The 16,721-nt window shown below is 61.4% G+C and carries 5 protein-coding genes; 4 read left to right on the top strand and 1 reads right to left on the bottom strand.

Translation table 11 applies throughout. The features are described 5' to 3' along the window. Positions 1–29 precede the first annotated feature (29 nt). The 3 genes from ABH912_RS11890 (at position 30) to ABH912_RS11880 (ending at position 2,671) form a co-directional block, all read left to right on the top strand. Positions 30–656 carry a TetR/AcrR family transcriptional regulator gene (locus ABH912_RS11890; RefSeq protein WP_008145910.1) on the top strand — a complete coding sequence of 209 codons (627 nt, stop codon included), beginning with the start codon at positions 30–32 and terminating at the stop codon, positions 654–656. A 94-nt stretch (positions 657–750) separates the two neighbouring features. Beyond that, positions 751–1,557, top strand: a complete 807-nt coding sequence (locus tag ABH912_RS11885; protein ID WP_429510759.1) for a substrate-binding periplasmic protein — start codon at positions 751–753, stop codon at positions 1,555–1,557. A gap of 100 nt (positions 1,558–1,657) precedes the next feature. Further along, positions 1,658–2,671, top strand: a complete 1,014-nt coding sequence (locus tag ABH912_RS11880) for a GNAT family N-acetyltransferase (RefSeq protein WP_429510758.1) — start codon at positions 1,658–1,660, stop codon at positions 2,669–2,671. Between the two features lie 50 nt (positions 2,672–2,721). Here the strand turns inward: ABH912_RS11880 and ABH912_RS11875 are convergent, their stop codons facing one another. Further along, on the bottom strand, positions 2,722–3,270 hold the full coding sequence (locus ABH912_RS11875; RefSeq protein WP_033059180.1) for an RNA polymerase factor sigma-70: 549 nt from the start codon (positions 3,268–3,270) through the stop codon (positions 2,722–2,724). 372 nt (positions 3,271–3,642) lie between these two features. Here ABH912_RS11875 and ABH912_RS11870 point away from each other — a divergent pair, with 372 nt between their 5' ends. Continuing rightward, positions 3,643–16,626 (top strand): non-ribosomal peptide synthetase, encoded by a 12,984-nt coding sequence (locus ABH912_RS11870; protein ID WP_429510757.1) that lies wholly within the window; start codon positions 3,643–3,645, stop codon positions 16,624–16,626. Positions 16,627–16,721: the final 95 nt, after the last annotated feature.

The following is a 16,721-nucleotide window of genomic DNA, read 5'->3' as shown; positions in this document are numbered from 1 at the left end:
TTTGATTGATCGACTGTAGGAGAGAACGGGTGGACGAGCAAAAAGCCCTGAGGGTGATGCGCGAATTGGTCGACAGCGGCCAATTGACCGACCCGGACAGCGCTCGCGGCAAACTGCTGCAAGTGGCGGCTCACCTGTTCCGCAACAAAGGTTACGAACGCACCACCGTGCGCGATCTGGCCGGCGCCGTGGGGATTCAGTCAGGCAGCATTTTTCATCACTTCAAAAGCAAGGACGAGATCCTGCGGGCGGTGATGGAGGAAACCATTCGCTACAACACCGCGTTGATGCGCGCAGCCCTGGCGGAAGCCGGCAGTGTGCGCGAGCGGGTACTGGCGCTGATTCGTTGTGAATTGCAGTCGATCATGGGCGGCAGCGGCGAGGCTATGGCGGTGTTGGTGTATGAATGGCGCTCACTGTCCGCAGACGGGCAGGCGCAGGTGCTGGCGCTGCGCGACATTTATGAAGAACTCTGGCTGCAAGTGTTGGGTGAAGCCAAGGAGGCCGGTTTTATTCGCGGCGATGTGTTCATCACCCGCCGTTTTCTGACGGGTGCGTTGTCCTGGACCACCACCTGGTTTCGCGCCGGCGGCAGCATGAGCCTCGATCAATTGGCCGATGAGGCATTGATTCTCGTGCTGGAAGAAAAGCAGTAAGTTTGTTTTGAATCAGAAGGAAACTGGCTAAGTCGCCGAAACCGCCTAGCTTGAATGCATTGACGCGTATTTTTTTGGGGAGTGGATTGTTTTGATGTCTTCGCCAATTCGGACGGCTTCGCGGCTTTTGCTGGCGACGCTTGCGGTGTTATGCGTGGTTCCATCCCAGGCCGCACAGCAGGTGCGGGTCGGTGCCGCACATTTCCCCCCTTATACCGTGCGCCCGGAATCCGGTGCCGATACCGGTTTGCTGCCGCAGCTGGTCGAGGCGCTCAATGCCTTGCAGACCGACTATCAGTTTGTGTTGGTGCCCACTTCCATTCCCCGGCGTTTCGGTGACTTCAAGCAAAGCCGGGTGGACATGGCGATTTTCGAGAACCCGGACTGGGGCTGGAAGGACATCCCGCACACCACAGTCGACATGGGGCTGGAAGACGCCGAGATCTTCGTCGCACAACGCCAGCCCGATGGCCAGCCGGTTCGTCAGCAGAATTATTTTGCCGACCTCGCCGGCAAGCGTCTGGCGCTGTTCAGCGGCTATCACTACGAATTCGCCAACTTCAATGCCGATCCAAAGTTCCTCGCGCAAAACTACAACGCCACGCTGACGTATTCCCATGACAGTAACTTGCTGATGGTGCTGCGCGGGCGTGCCGACGTTGCCCTGGTGACGCGTTCATATCTGAGCGATTACCTGCTGCGCAACGAGAAAGTCGCCGATCAGCTGCTGGTGTCCCAGCGTATCGATCAGGTTTATCACCACTACGCCATCCTACGGCCGGCCGCACCGATCAGTGGCGAGGCGTTCGGCAAGTTGCTGCAAGGGTTGCGGGACAATGGTCAGATGCTGAAGATTTTCGATCCTTACAAGATTGCCATCGTTCCGGTCCCGGGTAACTGAGATCGCACCGCAGGTCGCGTATTGACCGACTTCTCTTAAATTTCCTGCACTGGCTCACGTCACCTCGTTGAACTGTCGACGATTAACGTGAGCCCGACCCATGTCCACTCTGAATGACCTGACTGCCCTGGCCTTGCCGACAGGAAGCCGTCTTGTAGCTGACGAAAGCGAAAGCCGTCTGTGCCTCAGCCTTGAAGGGCAACCGCTGATTCAGTTGCGCCTGACTCGCGAGCCCGCGTTGCAAGTGCACTTAGAAGAGCGCTTCGACCACGCCGACAATCGGGCTGTCTGGGCGGCCTGTTATTGGCTGTTTGCCCGTGCCCCGGCCTGCCAGCGCCTGACTTGGCATCTCGATGAAGCCCCCACCGAAGCATTGCTCAGCGGGTTGCTGGTTCCGACCGAAATCGTCGGCCAGTATCGTTGCGAGCGCACGCTGTTCTGGCAGTTGCCTCAGCCTTGGCTGGGCGCGTCACAGACATCGAGTTATCCACAGCAACTGGTCATCAGTGGTGGCAAGCGTCATCCGCTGCGTCCGGTGAAACCGCGTGGTGAAGTCTATCGGCGTTTTGATGCGCGCCTGGGTACCTGGATTTCCCTGCGCACGGTGGACATCGACCTGGACCTGGCGCGTTTCAATCGTTGGCAGAACAACCCGCGCGTGGCGAGTTTCTGGCAGGAGGAGGGCAGCCTCGAGCAGCATCACGAGTACCTGAGCAAACTTGAAGCCGATCCCCACACGTTGACGCTGATCGGGTGTTTCGATGATCAGCCGTTCGCCTACTTTGAAGCCTATTGGGCCAAGGAAGATCGCATCGCGCCGTTCTATGACGCCGGCGATTACGACCGCGGTATTCACATGTTGGTGGGTGAAGAAAATCACCGAGGTCCGCACAAGGTGGCGAGCTGGTTATCGGCGTTGACGCATTACCTGTTTCTCGACGATCCCCGCACTCAGCGAGTGGTTGCCGAGCCTCGCGCCGACAACGCAAAGATGATCGGGCATATGCAGAACCAGGGTTTCCACTGCGAGAAAGCGTTCGACTTCCCGCACAAGCGCGCGGCGTTGATGGTGTTGGGGCGTGAGCGGTTTTTTGATCGGTGTGCGTTGGCTTGATACAAAAAAACGCAGCCTCGGGCTGCGTTTTTTATAGGCGCGATTGAGTATCAGCGACGGGCAAAAGTATCCACGCGACTGCCCGACACCTTGCGGCAATGCACCAGCGCATCGCGAATCATGAAGTTCACCAGGGTCGGCGAGACGCCAAGCTCCTTGGCGATGTCCTTTTGCGGCACGCCGTGCAGGCGGTACATCTCGAAGGCATAGCGGGTGCGGCTGGGCAGCTCGGTCAGCGCGTCGGCAATGTTTTCCAGGGTCGAGAAGTTGATGTGCGAGGTTTCCGGCGAAGCGCCCTGAATCACTACGTTCAGGCCTTCCTCTTCAGGACCCGAATACTTCTGCTCCAGCGCCTGTTTGCGGTAGTGATCGATCGCCAGGTTGCGCACGATCTGGAACAGGTAGCTGAGCTGAGCCTTGAACGAAGACGTGATCTGCGGCGCGGATTGCAGCCGGAAGAACGCATCCTGCACCACGTCTTCAGCACGCGACCGGCAGCCGGTAATGCGGGCTGCAATCTTGACCAGGATCAGTCGATTGTCGACGAATGCCTGAAGTAGCGGTGAATCGCACCTGCTTGTGGACACTTGTTCCGTCATGGAAATCACCTTGCTGCCAATAGGTTCGTGGGACGGCAAGCGGGGGCTGGGCCGTCCAACACATCGAGCGACAAATTATTCTTAATGATAATGATTGTCAAATGAGAAAGAGAACTAATGCTCCTCAAAGGTGCAGTGTGAGAACTGCGACACGCTGACGCACCTTAGCCCCGCTGGCGATCAGGCCTTCCGACTAATTATTTAAAGACGTCAACCGTTCTCATTGGTGAATGGTTCCGGGTAGCGGCTGCGGCCAAAACAGCATTCCCAAGCCTCGCGCGGTCGGCGAAGACCGCGCCCTGTACGCCCTCGAAGGGGCGTGACGTCAGAAAACCGATTCCACTTGCAAGCCGAATTCAGGCAGGAAACCTCATGACCGACGCGTTCGAACTCCCCAGCACACTGGTCCAAGCCCTTCAGCGCCGAGCGGCCCTGACGCCGGACCGGGTGGCCTTGCGTTTTCTCGCCGAAACCCAGGATCAGGCTGTGGTGCTCAGTTATCGCGAACTGGATCAGCGGGCGCGGACCATTGCTGGCGCGTTGCAGGCCGAGGCTGCGTTTGGCGATCGCGCAGTGCTGCTATTTCCCAGCGGACCGGATTACGTCGCGGCGTTCTTCGGCTGCCTGTATGCCGGTGTGATCGCGGTGCCGGCCTATCCGCCGGAGTCGGCGCGTCGTCATCATCAGGAGCGTCTGCTGTCGATCATCAACGATGCCGAACCGCGTCTGCTGCTGACCAGCGCCAGTCTGCGCGATGCGTTGCAGCACATAGAGGGCGCGCCGCCGTTGCTGTGTGTCGATACGCTCGACAGTGCATTGGCCGAACATTGGGTGGCGCCGGAACTTGCAGGCGACCACATCGCGTTCCTGCAATACACCTCCGGTTCCACCGCGTTGCCGAAAGGGGTGCAAGTCAGCCACGGCAACCTGGTGGCCAATGAACTGCTGATCCGCCACGGCTTCGGCATTGATCTGAATCCTGACGACGTGATCGTCAGCTGGTTGCCGCTGTACCACGACATGGGCCTGATCGGCGGTCTGTTGCAGCCGATTTTCAGCGGCGTGCCCTGCGTGTTGATGTCGCCGGCGTATTTCCTCGGCCGGCCGTTGCGCTGGCTGGAAGCGATCAGCGAGTACGGCGGCACCATCAGCGGCGGGCCGGACTTTGCCTATCGGTTGTGCAGCGAGCGGGTCAGTGAATCGGCCCTGGAACGCCTCGACCTGAGTGGCTGGCGCGTGGCGTATTCCGGTTCCGAACCGATTCGCCTCGATACGCTGGAGCGCTTCGCCGAGCAGTTCGCGGCCTGCGGTTTCACCCAAGACAGTTTCATGGCGTCCTACGGGTTGGCCGAGGCGACGCTGTTCGTGGCCGGCAGCCCTCGCGGTCAGGGCATTGGCAACCTGCGTGTGGACGATCAAGCCCTGGCACAAAACCGTGCCGAACCGGGCGACGGCAGCGCGATCATGAGTTGCGGCATCAGTCAGCCGGAGCACGCGGTGCTGATTGTCGATCCAACAGCCCTCAACGAATTGGCTGACAACGCGGTCGGCGAAGTCTGGGCCGCAGGGCCAAGTATCGCCCACGGCTACTGGCGCAACCCGGAGGCCAGCGCCAAAACTTTCGTTCAGCACGCTGGCCGTACCTGGCTGCGCACCGGTGACCTGGGCTTTATGCGCAATGGTGAACTGTTCATCACCGGTCGCCTGAAAGACATGTTGATCGTCCGTGGCCACAACCTTTATCCACAGGACATCGAGCAAACCATCGAGCGCGAAGTGGAGGTGGTGCGCAAAGGTCGTGTTGCCGCTTTTGCCGTGAACATCGAGGGTCAGGAATGCATCGGCATTGCGGCGGAAATCAGCCGCAGCGTGCAGAAAACCCTCCCGCCCGACGCCCTGATCAACGCCATCCGCCAAGCCGTGGCCGAGGCGTATCAGGAAGCGCCAAGCGTGGTGGTGCTGCTCAATCCGGGTGCGTTGCCCAAGACCTCCAGCGGCAAATTGCAACGCTCGGCATGCCGCAATCGCCTGGCAGACGGCAGCCTCGACAGCTATGCGCTGTTCCCGTCGGCAGGCATCGAAAGCAAATCCGCGATTGAATCAGGTTCCGAACTGCAAACCCTGATCGGCCAGATCTGGTGCGAGCAACTGCAGGTCAAACCGATCAGCGCCGACGATCACTTCTTCCTGCTGGGCGGCAACTCTATTGCTGCTACTCAGGTGGTCGCACGTCTGCGCGAGGCACTCGGTCTGGAGCTGAACCTGCGCCTGCTGTTTGAAGCGCCGACCCTTGGCGCGTTTGCCGCCGCAGTCGCTCAGCAACAGCAGGACGGCGGACTCGCCCAAGGCGCGATCACCTCGTTGTCGCGCACGGAAGCCATACCGCAATCGCTCGCGCAAAACCGTCTGTGGATCACCTGGCAACTCGACCCGCAGAGCAGCGCCTACAACATTCCCGGCGCCTTGCGCCTGCGCGGCGAACTGGATGAAGACGCCTTGCGCGCCAGTTTTCAACAGCTGATCGAGCGTCATGAATCCCTGCGCACGCGGTTCTTCGAACGTGACGGTGTGGCGCTGCAACAGGTCGATGCAGCGAGCGAATTCAACCTGCAACTCATCGACATCAGCGACCTGCCGGTTGCCGAGCGTGAAGTCCGTGCGCAGCAAATCCGAGAAGACGAAGCCCGTACTCAATTCGATCTGCAGAAAGGTCCGCTGCTGTGGGTGACCTTGGTGCGCCTCGATGATGAGGACCATCAACTGTTGGTGACGCTGCATCACATCATCGCCGACGGTTGGTCGCTGAACGTGCTGATCGACGAGTTCTCGCGCCTGTATGCCGCCGCGTCCCAAGGACAAAAGGCAACGCTTCCGGTATTGCCGACCCAGTACGCCGATTACGGCAGCTGGCAGCGTCAATGGCTGGCGCAAGGGGAGGGCGAGCGTCAGCTGGCTTACTGGAAAGCGCAATTGGGCGTTGATCATCCGACCCTGAGCCTGGCCACTGATCATCCGCGTTCGGCGCAACACCTTCAGCGCGCCGCGCGCCACACCGTACGGTTGGGCGCGACCCTGAGCGATGCGATTCGCCAGACCGCCCAGGCCCATGAATCCACTTCGTTCATGCTGTTGCTTGCCGCGTTCCAGAGCCTGCTGCACCGCTACAGCGGTCAACGGGACATCCGCATCGGTGTGCCGAACGCCAACCGTCCGCGCCTGGAAACCCAAGGGCTGATCGGCTTCTTCATCAACACCCAGGTGCTGCGCGCCGAACTGGATTCGCAGCGGCCTTTCGTGGAATTGCTGGCGCAAACCCGTCAGGCCGCATTGGACGCACAAGCGCATCAGGACCTGCCGTTCGAACAATTGCTCGAAGCCTTCCCGCAAGCCCGCGAACAAGGTGTGTTCCAGGTCATGTTCAACCACCAGCAACGGGACTTGAGCGCATTGCGTCGCCTGCCTGGATTGCTCGCCGAAGAGCTGCCGTGGCACAGCCGCGAAGCCAAGTTCGACCTGCAACTGCACAGCGAGGAAGACCCAAAGGGTCGCCTCAGCCTGTCCTTCGACTACGCCAGCGAACTGTTCGACGTGGCGACTATCGAGCGCTTGGCCGCACATTTCAGCAACCTGCTGCGAGCCATTTGCGAACAACCAAAAACCGCCATCGGCGACCTTCCACTGCTGACCCCGAGTGAGCACGATCAGCAAGCATCGTGGAGCGCCGCACCGTGTGCACCGGCCAGCGTTTGGCTGCCGGAATTGCTCAACGAACAGGCTCGCCTGACCCCGGAGCACACCGCTCTTATGTGGGACGGTGGCAGCTTGGACTTCGCCGAACTGCACACCCAAGCCAACCGCCTGGGCCATTACCTGCGCGACAAAGGCGTCGGCCCGGATGTCTGCGTGGCCATTGCCGCCGAGCGTTCGCCGCAGTTGCTGATCGGTCTGCTGGCGATCATCAAGGCCGGTGGCGCCTACGTGCCGCTGGACCCGGACTACCCGGCTGAACGCCTGGCCTACATGCTCAGCGACAGTGGCGTCGAATTGCTGCTGACCCAGACCCAATTGCTCGAGCGCTTGCCGGCCACCGATGGCGTCAGCGTGATCGCCATGGACGCCTTGCATCTGGAGAGCTGGCCGAGCCATGCACCGGGCCTGCACTTGCACGGCGACAACCTGGCGTACGTGATTTACACCTCCGGTTCCACTGGCCAGCCGAAGGGTGTCGGCAATACCCATGCAGCCCTCGCCGAACGCCTGCAATGGATGCAGAACACCTATCGTTTGAACGACACCGACGTGCTGATGCAAAAGGCGCCGATCAGTTTTGACGTGTCGGTGTGGGAGTGCTTCTGGCCGCTGATTACCGGTGCACGCTTGCTGATCGCCGGCCCCGGTGAACACCGCGATCCACATCGTATTGCGCAATTGGTTCAACAGTTCGGCGTGACCACGCTGCACTTCGTACCGCCGCTGCTTTCATTGTTCATCGACGAACCGCTGACCGCCGAATGCACCAGCCTGCGCCGCGTATTTTCCGGCGGCGAAGCCTTGCCTGCCGAACTGCGCAACCGCGTGCTGGAACACCTGCCGGCCGTGCAATTGCACAACCGCTACGGCCCGACCGAAACCGCGATCAACGTCACGCATTGGCACTGCACAACCGCCGATGGCGAACGCTCGCCGATTGGTCGTCCGCTGGGCAATGTGCTGTGCCGCGTGCTCGATGAGGCACTCAATCCCGTTCCTGCCGGTGTGCCGGGTGAACTGTGCATCAGCGGTATCGGCCTGGCCCGTGGCTATTTGGGCCGTCCGGGCCTGACCGCAGAACGCTTCGTCGTCGATCCGCTGGGCGAGCAGGGCGCGCGTTTGTACCGTACCGGCGACCGCGCGCGCTGGACTGCCGACGGTGTGATCGAATACCTCGGCCGTCTCGATCAGCAGGTCAAACTGCGTGGCTTCCGCGTTGAACCGGAAGAAATCGAAGCACGATTGCTGGCTCAGGACGGCGTCACTCAAGCCGTGGTGCTGGTGCGCGAAACGGCGGCCGGTGGGCAGTTGATCGGTTACTACACCGCAACCGATTCCACAGAAGATGTTGATGTTCAAACTGCCCGTCTGAAAACCGCGCTGGCGGCTGAGTTGCCGGAATATATGGTCCCGGCGCAGCTCATGCGTCTGGATGAAATGCCCCTGAGCCCCAGTGGCAAACTCGACCGCCGCGCCTTACCGGAGCCTCAGTGGCAAGTGCGCGAGTACGTTGAACCGGTTACCGCGCTGGAACAACAAATCGCCGGCATCTGGCGTGAAGTATTAGGCCTCGCGCACATCGGTCTGCATGACGACTTCTTCGCCCTCGGCGGCCATTCCTTGCTGGCCACGCAAATCATTTCCCGCACCCGTCAGGCCTGCGACGTCGAATTGCCGCTGCGCGCGCTGTTCGAAAACAGTGAGCTGGGCGCGTTTGCCGAACAGGTTCAACGGATCCAGGCCAGCGGCAAAACCAACCAGCAGCCGCCGATCGAGAAAGTCGACCGCAGCCAACCGGTGCCGTTGTCCTATTCCCAGCAGCGCATGTGGTTCCTCTGGCAGATGGAGCCGGACAGCCCGGCCTACAACGTTGGCGGCATGGCGCGGCTGCGCGGGGTGCTCGATGTCGGGCGCTTCGAAGCTGCGCTGCAAGCCCTGATCATGCGTCATGAAACCCTGCGCACCACGTTCCCGAGCATCGATGGCGTGGCCCGGCAACGGGTTCACCCGGACACCGGCATGCGCATGGACTGGAAGAACTTCTCCGCGCTCGACGTTGATCGCCGCGAACAACACGTCCAGCAACTGGCCGACGACGAGGCGCATCAACCCTTCGATCTGGAAACCGGCCCCCTGCTGCGCGCCTGTATGGTCAAGACCGCCGAGCAGGAGCATTACCTGGTACTGACCCTGCACCACATCGTCACCGAAGGCTGGGCGATGGACATCTTCGCCCGGGAACTGAGCGCGCTCTACGAGGCCTTCGTCGATGACCGCGAATCGCCGCTGGAGCCGCTGCCGGTGCACTACCTGGATTACAGCGTCTGGCAGCGCCAGTGGCTGGAGTCCGGCGAACGTCAGCGCCAACTCGATTACTGGACCGCGCAACTGGGCCGCGAACATCCGCTGCTGGAATTGCCCGCCGACCGTCCGCGTCCACCGGTACAAAGCCATCAGGGCGAACTGTTCCGTTTTGACCTGAGCGATGAGCTTGCCGCGCGCGTTCGTGCCTTCAATGCACAAAACGGCCTGACCCTGTTCATGACCATGACCGCCGCGCTGGCGGTGCTGCTTTACCGCTACAGCGGCCAGACCGACCTGCGCATCGGTGCACCGGTGGCGAACCGGATTCGTCCGGAAAGCGAAGGGCTGATCGGTGCGTTCCTCAACACCCAAGTGCTGCGTTGTCAGCTCGACGGGCAGATGTCTGTCGACGAATTGTTCGAGCAGGTTCGCCACACCGTGATCGAAGGCCAGTCTCATCAGGACCTGCCGTTCGATCACTTGGTGGAGGCTTTGCAGCCACCGCGCAGCGCGGCTTACAACCCGTTGTTCCAAGTGATGTGCAACGTGCAGCGCTGGGAATTCCAGCAGAGCCGCACACTCGCCGGCATGACCGTCGAATACCTGGCCAACGATGCCCGCGCAACCAAGTTCGACCTCAACCTGGAGGTCACCGACCTCGACCATCGCCTGGGTTGCTGCCTGACCTACAGCACCGATCTGTTCGATGAACCACGCATTGCGCGGATGGCCGGGCATTGGCGCAACCTGCTGGAAGCGCTGCTGGCCGATCCGCAACAGCGCCTTAGTGAATTGCCGCTGCTGGAAGCCACCGAACAGCAACATCTGCTCGACAGCCTCGGCGTCGAGCCGGGCGAACATCGCCTCGACCAGTGCATTCATCACCTGTTCAGCGAGCAGGCCCTGGCGCGTAAAGACGCGCCAGCACTCACCTTCGCCGGGCAAACCTTGAGCTACGCCGAGCTAGACAGTCGCGCCAATCGCCTGGCCTGGATGCTCCGCGAGCGTGGCGTCGGGCCGCAGGTTCGGGTGGGTCTGGCGCTTGAGCGTTCGCTGGAAATGGTCGTTGGTTTGTTGGCGATCCTCAAGGCCGGCGGCGCCTACGTGCCGCTGGACCCGGAGTACCCGCTAGATCGTTTGCACTACATGATCGAAGACAGTGGCATCGGATTGCTGCTCAGCGATGCGGCGATGTTCGTCGCGCTCGGTGAACTGCCGGCAACCGTCGCTCGTTGGTGCCTGGAGGAGGACGCAGCAGAACTGGCCCATTACCCGGGCACCGAGCTGCCGTTTATCAGCCTGCCGCAGCATCAGGCTTACCTGATTTACACCTCGGGCTCCACCGGCAAACCGAAAGGTGTGGTGGTGTCCCACGGCGAAATCGCCATGCACTGCCAAGCGGTAATCGAGCGCTTCGGCATGCGCCCGGACGATTGCGAACTGCACTTCTATTCGATCAACTTCGATGCGGCCACCGAGCGTTTGCTGGTGCCGCTGTTGAGTGGTGCTCAGGTTGTGTTGCGAGCACAGGGTCAGTGGGACGCGGAAGAAATCTGCGGTCTGATTCGCCGTCACCACATCAACATCCTCGGCTTCACCCCGAGCTACGGCAGCCAATTGGCGCAGTGGCTGGCGACCCAGGGTGAAATCCTGCCGGTGCGCATGTGCATCACCGGCGGTGAAGCGCTGACCGGCGAGCACCTGACGCGCATTCGCGCGGCATTCAAGCCGAGCCAGTTTTTCAACGCCTACGGCCCGACCGAAACCGTGGTCATGCCGCTGGCCAGTCTGGCGCCCGAGCAACTGGAAGAAGGGCTGGGCAGCGTGCCGATCGGCAGTGTGATTGGCGCGCGCGTGGCCTACATCCTCGACGCTGATCTGGCGCTGGTGCCGCAAGGCGCGACAGGCGAGTTGTATGTCGGCGGCGCCGGTCTGGCGCAGGGTTATCACCAGCGTCCGGGTATGACGGCCGAGCGGTTTGTCGCCGATCCTTTTGCGGCCAACGGTGGGCGTCTGTACCGCACCGGCGATCTGGTGCGCCAGCGCGCCGATGGTCTGGTGGAATACCTCGGACGTATCGACCATCAAGTGAAGATTCGTGGTTTCCGCATTGAACTGGGCGAAATCGAAACCCGTCTGCTGGAACACGACTCCGTGCGTGAAGCCGTGGTACTGGCGCTGGATGCCCTGAGCGGCAAGCAACTGGTCGGCTATCTGGTGACTGAAGTCGCCGAGCAAGACGAAGCGCAACAAGCTGCACTGCGTGAGGAGCTCAAGGCGCACCTCAAGTCCCAGCTGCCGGATTACATGGTGCCAACGCATTTGATCCTGCTGGCCAGCATGCCGCTGACCGCCAACGGCAAACTCGACCGCCGCGCATTGCCGGCCCCGGACCCGGAGTTGAACCGTCAGCAGTACGTGGCGCCGAGCAACGAGCTTGAACTGACGCTGGCCGCCATCTGGTGCGAAGTGCTGAACGTCCTGCAGGTCGGCCTCAACGACAACTTCTTCGAACTGGGCGGCGATTCGATTCTGTCGATCCAGGTGGTCAGCCGTGCGCGGCAACAGGGCATTCACTTCAGCCCGCGCGATCTGTTCCAGCACCAGACCGTGCAGACCCTGGCCGCCGTGGCGACCCGTACCGAGCAGGTCACCGCCGAACAAGGTTTGCTGACCGGCGAATCGCGTCTGACGCCAATCCAGCACTGGTTCTTCGACACCGACATCCCTCAGCGCCAACACTGGAACCAGGCGTTGTTGCTGGAACCGACCGTGGCATTGGAACCTCATCGCCTGGAGCAAGCGCTGCTGGCAGTGATCGAACAGCACGACGCCTTGCGTTTGCGCTTCTCTGAAATTGCAGGGCAATGGCAGGCCGAGCACCAGGCGATTTCCGACGCGCCGGTGCTGTGGCAAGTGCGCGTTTCGTCCATGGACCAATGCGCGGCACTGTTCGCCGATGCCCAGCGCAGCCTCGACCTTGAGGGTGGGCCGCTGATGCGCGCGCTGCTGGTCGACGGTCCCGAGGGGCGACAACGGCTGTTGATCGCCATTCACCACTTGGTCGTGGATGGGGTTTCGTGGCGGGTGTTGCTGGACGATTTGCAAACGGTGTATCGCCAACTGGATGCAGGGCAGTCGGCAAAACTGCCGGCGAAAACCAGTGCCTTCAAGGACTGGGCCGCACGCTTGGCGGCGTATGCCGGCAGCGAATCTCTGCGTGAAGAATTAAGTTGGTGGCAGTCGCAACTGGCCGGTGAACGCGCCGAATTGCCGTGTGATCGCCCTGAGGGTGGTCGGCAGAATCGTCATGCGCAAACTGTCAGCGTGCGTCTCGATATCGAGCGCACTCGCCAACTGCTGCAACAGGCACCGAGCGCCTATCGCACTCAGGTCAACGATTTGCTACTGACCGCTTTGGCCCGCGTGCTGTGCCGTTGGAGCGGTCACGCATCGGCGCTGATTCAACTGGAAGGCCACGGCCGCGAAACCCTGTTCGACGAAATCGACCTGACCCGCACCGTCGGCTGGTTCACCAGCGCGTATCCGCTGCGGCTGATGCCAGCGGACGAGCAGGGCGCCTCGATCAAGGCGATCAAGGAGCAACTGCGCGCGGTGCCGCACAAAGGTCTGGGGTATGGCGTGTTGCGTTATCTCGCCGATGACTCGAGCCGGCAGACCATGGCTGCGTTGCCGGTGGCGCCGATCACCTTCAACTACCTCGGTCAGTTCGACCAGAGCTTCGGCGCGGACGCCTTGTTCCGTCCTCTCGATGAAGCGGTCGGTGCGGCCCATGATCCTCGCGCGCCGCTGCCCAATGAGCTGAGCGTCGACAGTCAGGTCTATGGCGGTGAACTGGTGCTGCGTTGGACCTTCAGCGCCGAACGCCACGACCCGCAGACCATCACTGAATTGGCAAACGCTTACCTCGGCGAATTGCAGAGCCTGATCGAGCATTGCCTGTGCAACGATGCGGGCGGCCTGACGCCGTCAGACTTCCCGTTAGCGAAACTGACCCAGCCGCAACTCGACGCGCTGCCCATCCCGGCCGCCGCCATCGAAGACGTCTACCCGCTGACGCCGATGCAGGAAGGCATGCTGCTGCACACCTTGCTGGAACCGGGCACCGGCCTCTACTACATGCAGGATCGCTACCGCATCAACAGCGAGCTCGATCCGCAGCGTTTCGCCCAGGCCTGGCAAACGGTGATCGCCCGTCACGAAGCTCTGCGCGCGTCGTTCTGCTGGAACGTCGGCGAAGACATGCTGCAAGTTATCCACAAGCCGGGCAGCACGCCAATCGAGTACTTGGACTGGACTGCAATTGCCGAAGACGAGCAAGAGCCGAAGTTGCAGGCGCTGCTCAAAAGCGAGCGCGAGGCAGGGTTCGATCTGCTCAATCAGGCACCGTTCCACCTGCGCCTGATCAAGGTCGGCGCGGCGCGCTACTGGTTCATGATGAGCAACCACCACATCCTCATCGATGCCTGGTGCCGTTCGCTGCTGATGAACGATTTCTTCGAAATCTACACCGCACTGGGTGAAGGCCGGGAAGCGCAACTGGCCGTGCCGCCGCGTTATCGCGACTACATCGGCTGGCTGCAACGTCAAAGCCTGGCCGAAGCGCGGCAGTGGTGGAAAACCAACCTGCAGGGCTTCGAGCGGACCACGCCGATTCCGAGCGACCGGCCGTTCCTGCGTGAACATGCCGGCGAAAGCGGCGGGATGATCGTCGGCGACTGCTACACACGGCTCGATGCCCGTGACGGTGCGCAACTGCGCGAACTGGCGCAGGCGCATCAACTGACCATCAACACCTTTGCCCAAGCGGCGTGGGCGCTGGTGCTGCGCCGTTTGAGCGGCGATCGCGACGTGTTGTTCGGCGTCACGGTGGCCGGGCGTCCGGTGGACATGCCAGAGATGCAGCGCACGGTCGGGCTGTTCATCAACAGCATCGCGCTGCGGGTGAAAATGCCCGAGGACGATCAGCGTTGCAGTGTTCGTCAATGGTTGAGCGGTTTGTTCGACAGCAACATGCAACTGCGCGAGTACGAATACCTGCCGCTGGTGAGCATTCAGGAAAACAGCGAACTGCCCAAGGGCCAGCCGTTGTTTGACAGCCTGTTCGTGTTCGAAAACGCCCCGGTGGAAGTCTCGGTGCTGGACCGTGCGCAGAGTCTCAACGCGACCTCGGATTCGGGCCGCACCCACACCAACTTCCCGCTGACAGCGGTCTGCTATCCGGGCGATGACCTGGGCTTGCACCTGTCTTACGACCAGCGTTATTTCAATGAGTCGACCGTCGAGCGCATGCTCGGCGAGTTCAAGCGGTTGCTGCTGGCACTGGTCGAAGGTTTCCACGGCGACATGGCCGATCTGCCGTTGCTGGGCGCCGAGGAACAGGACTTCCTGATCCACGGCTGCAACCAGAGTGAGCACGATTACCCGCTCGAACAGAGTTACGTCTCATTGTTTGAAGCGCAGGTTGCCGAGCATCCACAGCGCATTGCCGCCAGTTGCCTGGATCAACAGCACAGTTACCTTGAGCTGAATGCGCGCAGTAACCGTCTCGGTCATGCCTTGATCGCCGCTGGCGTAAGGGCGGACCAACCGGTGGCGTTGCTGGCTGAACGTAACCTCGACCTGTTGGGCATGATCATCGGCAGCTTCAAGGCTGGCGCGGGTTATTTGCCGCTGGACCCGGGGCTGCCGAGTCAGCGTCTGAGCCGGATCATCGACCTGAGCCGCACGCCGTTGCTGGTCTGCACTCAAGCCTGCCGCGAACAAGCGGTGGCGCTGCTGGATGAGTTCGGTTGCGCCAATCGGCCGAAGTTGCTGGTCTGGGAAGAGGTGCAAGCGAGCGATGTTTCGGTTGCCAATCCGGGCATCTACAGCGCCCCGGACAACCTCGCCTACGTGATCTACACCTCGGGCTCCACCGGTTTGCCGAAAGGCGTGATGGTCGAACAGCGCGGCATGCTCAACAACCAGTTGAGCAAGGTGCCTTACCTGAACTTGAGCGATGCCGATGTGATCGCCCAAACGGCCTCGCAAAGTTTCGACATTTCGGTCTGGCAGTTCCTCGTCGCACCGCTGTTCGGCGCTCGGGTGGACATCGTGCCGAACACCATCGCCCATGATCCGCAAGGGTTGCTCGCACATGTGTCGGCCCAGGGCATTACCGTGCTGGAAAGCGTGCCGTCGCTGATTCAGGGCATGCTCGCTCAGGAACGCATGAGCCTCGACGGTCTGCGCTGGATGCTGCCGACCGGTGAGGCAATGCCACCGGAGCTGGCGCACCAATGGCTGCTTCGCTACCCGGAGATCGGGCTGGTGAATGCTTATGGTCCGGCGGAATGCTCGGACGACGTGGCGTTCTTCCGCGTCGACCTGGCGTCGACTCGTGGCAGTTACCTGCCGATCGGTACGCCGACTGACAACAATCGTTTGTACTTGCTTGATGGTGCCTTGGAACTGGTGCCGTTGGGTGCGGTGGGGGAGTTGTGTGTCGCCGGCACCGGGGTAGGGCGCGGTTATGTGAGCGATCCGCTGCGCACCGCGCAGGTGTTTGTGCCGAATCCGTTTGGTGAACCGGGTGATCGTCTGTATCGCACCGGCGACCTGGCCCGTCGGCGCAGTGACGGCGTGCTGGAATACGTCGGGCGTATCGACCATCAAGTGAAGATTCGCGGTTACCGCATCGAATTGGGTGAAATCGAAGCGCGCCTGCATGAGCAACCGGAAGTACGTGAAGCGGCGGTCGGCGTGCAGGAAGGCGTGAACGGCAAGCACCTGGTTGGCTATTTGGTCGCGGCTGATGCTTTGATCAATCCAACCGAGCGACTGGAACGCATCAAGCAACGCCTGCGCGCTGAACTGCCGGAATACATGGTGCCGCTGCATTGGTTGTGGCTCGATCGGATGCCGCTGAACGCCAACCGCAAACTTGATCGCAAAGCTTTGCCAGCGCTGGAGATCGGCCAGTTGCAGAGCCAGGACTACCAAGCGCCGCGCAATGAACTGGAGCAGACGCTGGCGGATATCTGGGCCGAGGTGCTGAAGGTCGAGAAGGTCGGTATTCGCGACAACTTCTTCGAGCTGGGCGGGCATTCATTGCTGGCGACGCAGATTGCTTCGCGGGTGCAGAAAGCCCTGCAACGTGATGTACCGCTGCGGGCGATGTTCGAATGCAGCACGGTGGCGGAGTTGGCCGAATACATCGACGGACTGGCGGCGAGCGACATCACCGAGGAGAAGGTGGATCGCTTGAATGGCTTGATGGCGGAGTTGGAGGGGTTTTGATTCTCTAGCGCCTGTCATGGCCCCTTCGCGGGCAAGCCTCGCTCCTACAGGTCGGTGGTGCATTCGTAACCACACAGACCTGTAGGAGCGAGGCT

Source organism: Pseudomonas sp. BT76 TE3572 (assembly GCF_050435365.1).
Lineage (GTDB): Bacteria > Pseudomonadota > Gammaproteobacteria > Pseudomonadales > Pseudomonadaceae > Aquipseudomonas > Aquipseudomonas fluorescens_W.
This window is presented reverse-complemented; position numbering and strand designations above follow the sequence as displayed.

Bases quoted from the DNA above. Each gene is read 5' to 3' on its own strand.
- ABH912_RS11885 (WP_429510759.1), top strand. From the start codon at position 751: ATGTCTTCGCCAATTCGGACGGCTTCGCGGCTTTTGCTGGCGACGCTT.
- ABH912_RS11880 (WP_429510758.1), top strand. From the start codon at position 1,658: ATGTCCACTCTGAATGACCTGACTGCCCTGGCCTTGCCGACAGGAAGC.
- ABH912_RS11875 (WP_033059180.1), bottom strand. From the start codon at position 3,270: ATGACGGAACAAGTGTCCACAAGCAGGTGCGATTCACCGCTACTTCAG.
- ABH912_RS11870 (WP_429510757.1), top strand. From the start codon at position 3,643: ATGACCGACGCGTTCGAACTCCCCAGCACACTGGTCCAAGCCCTTCAG.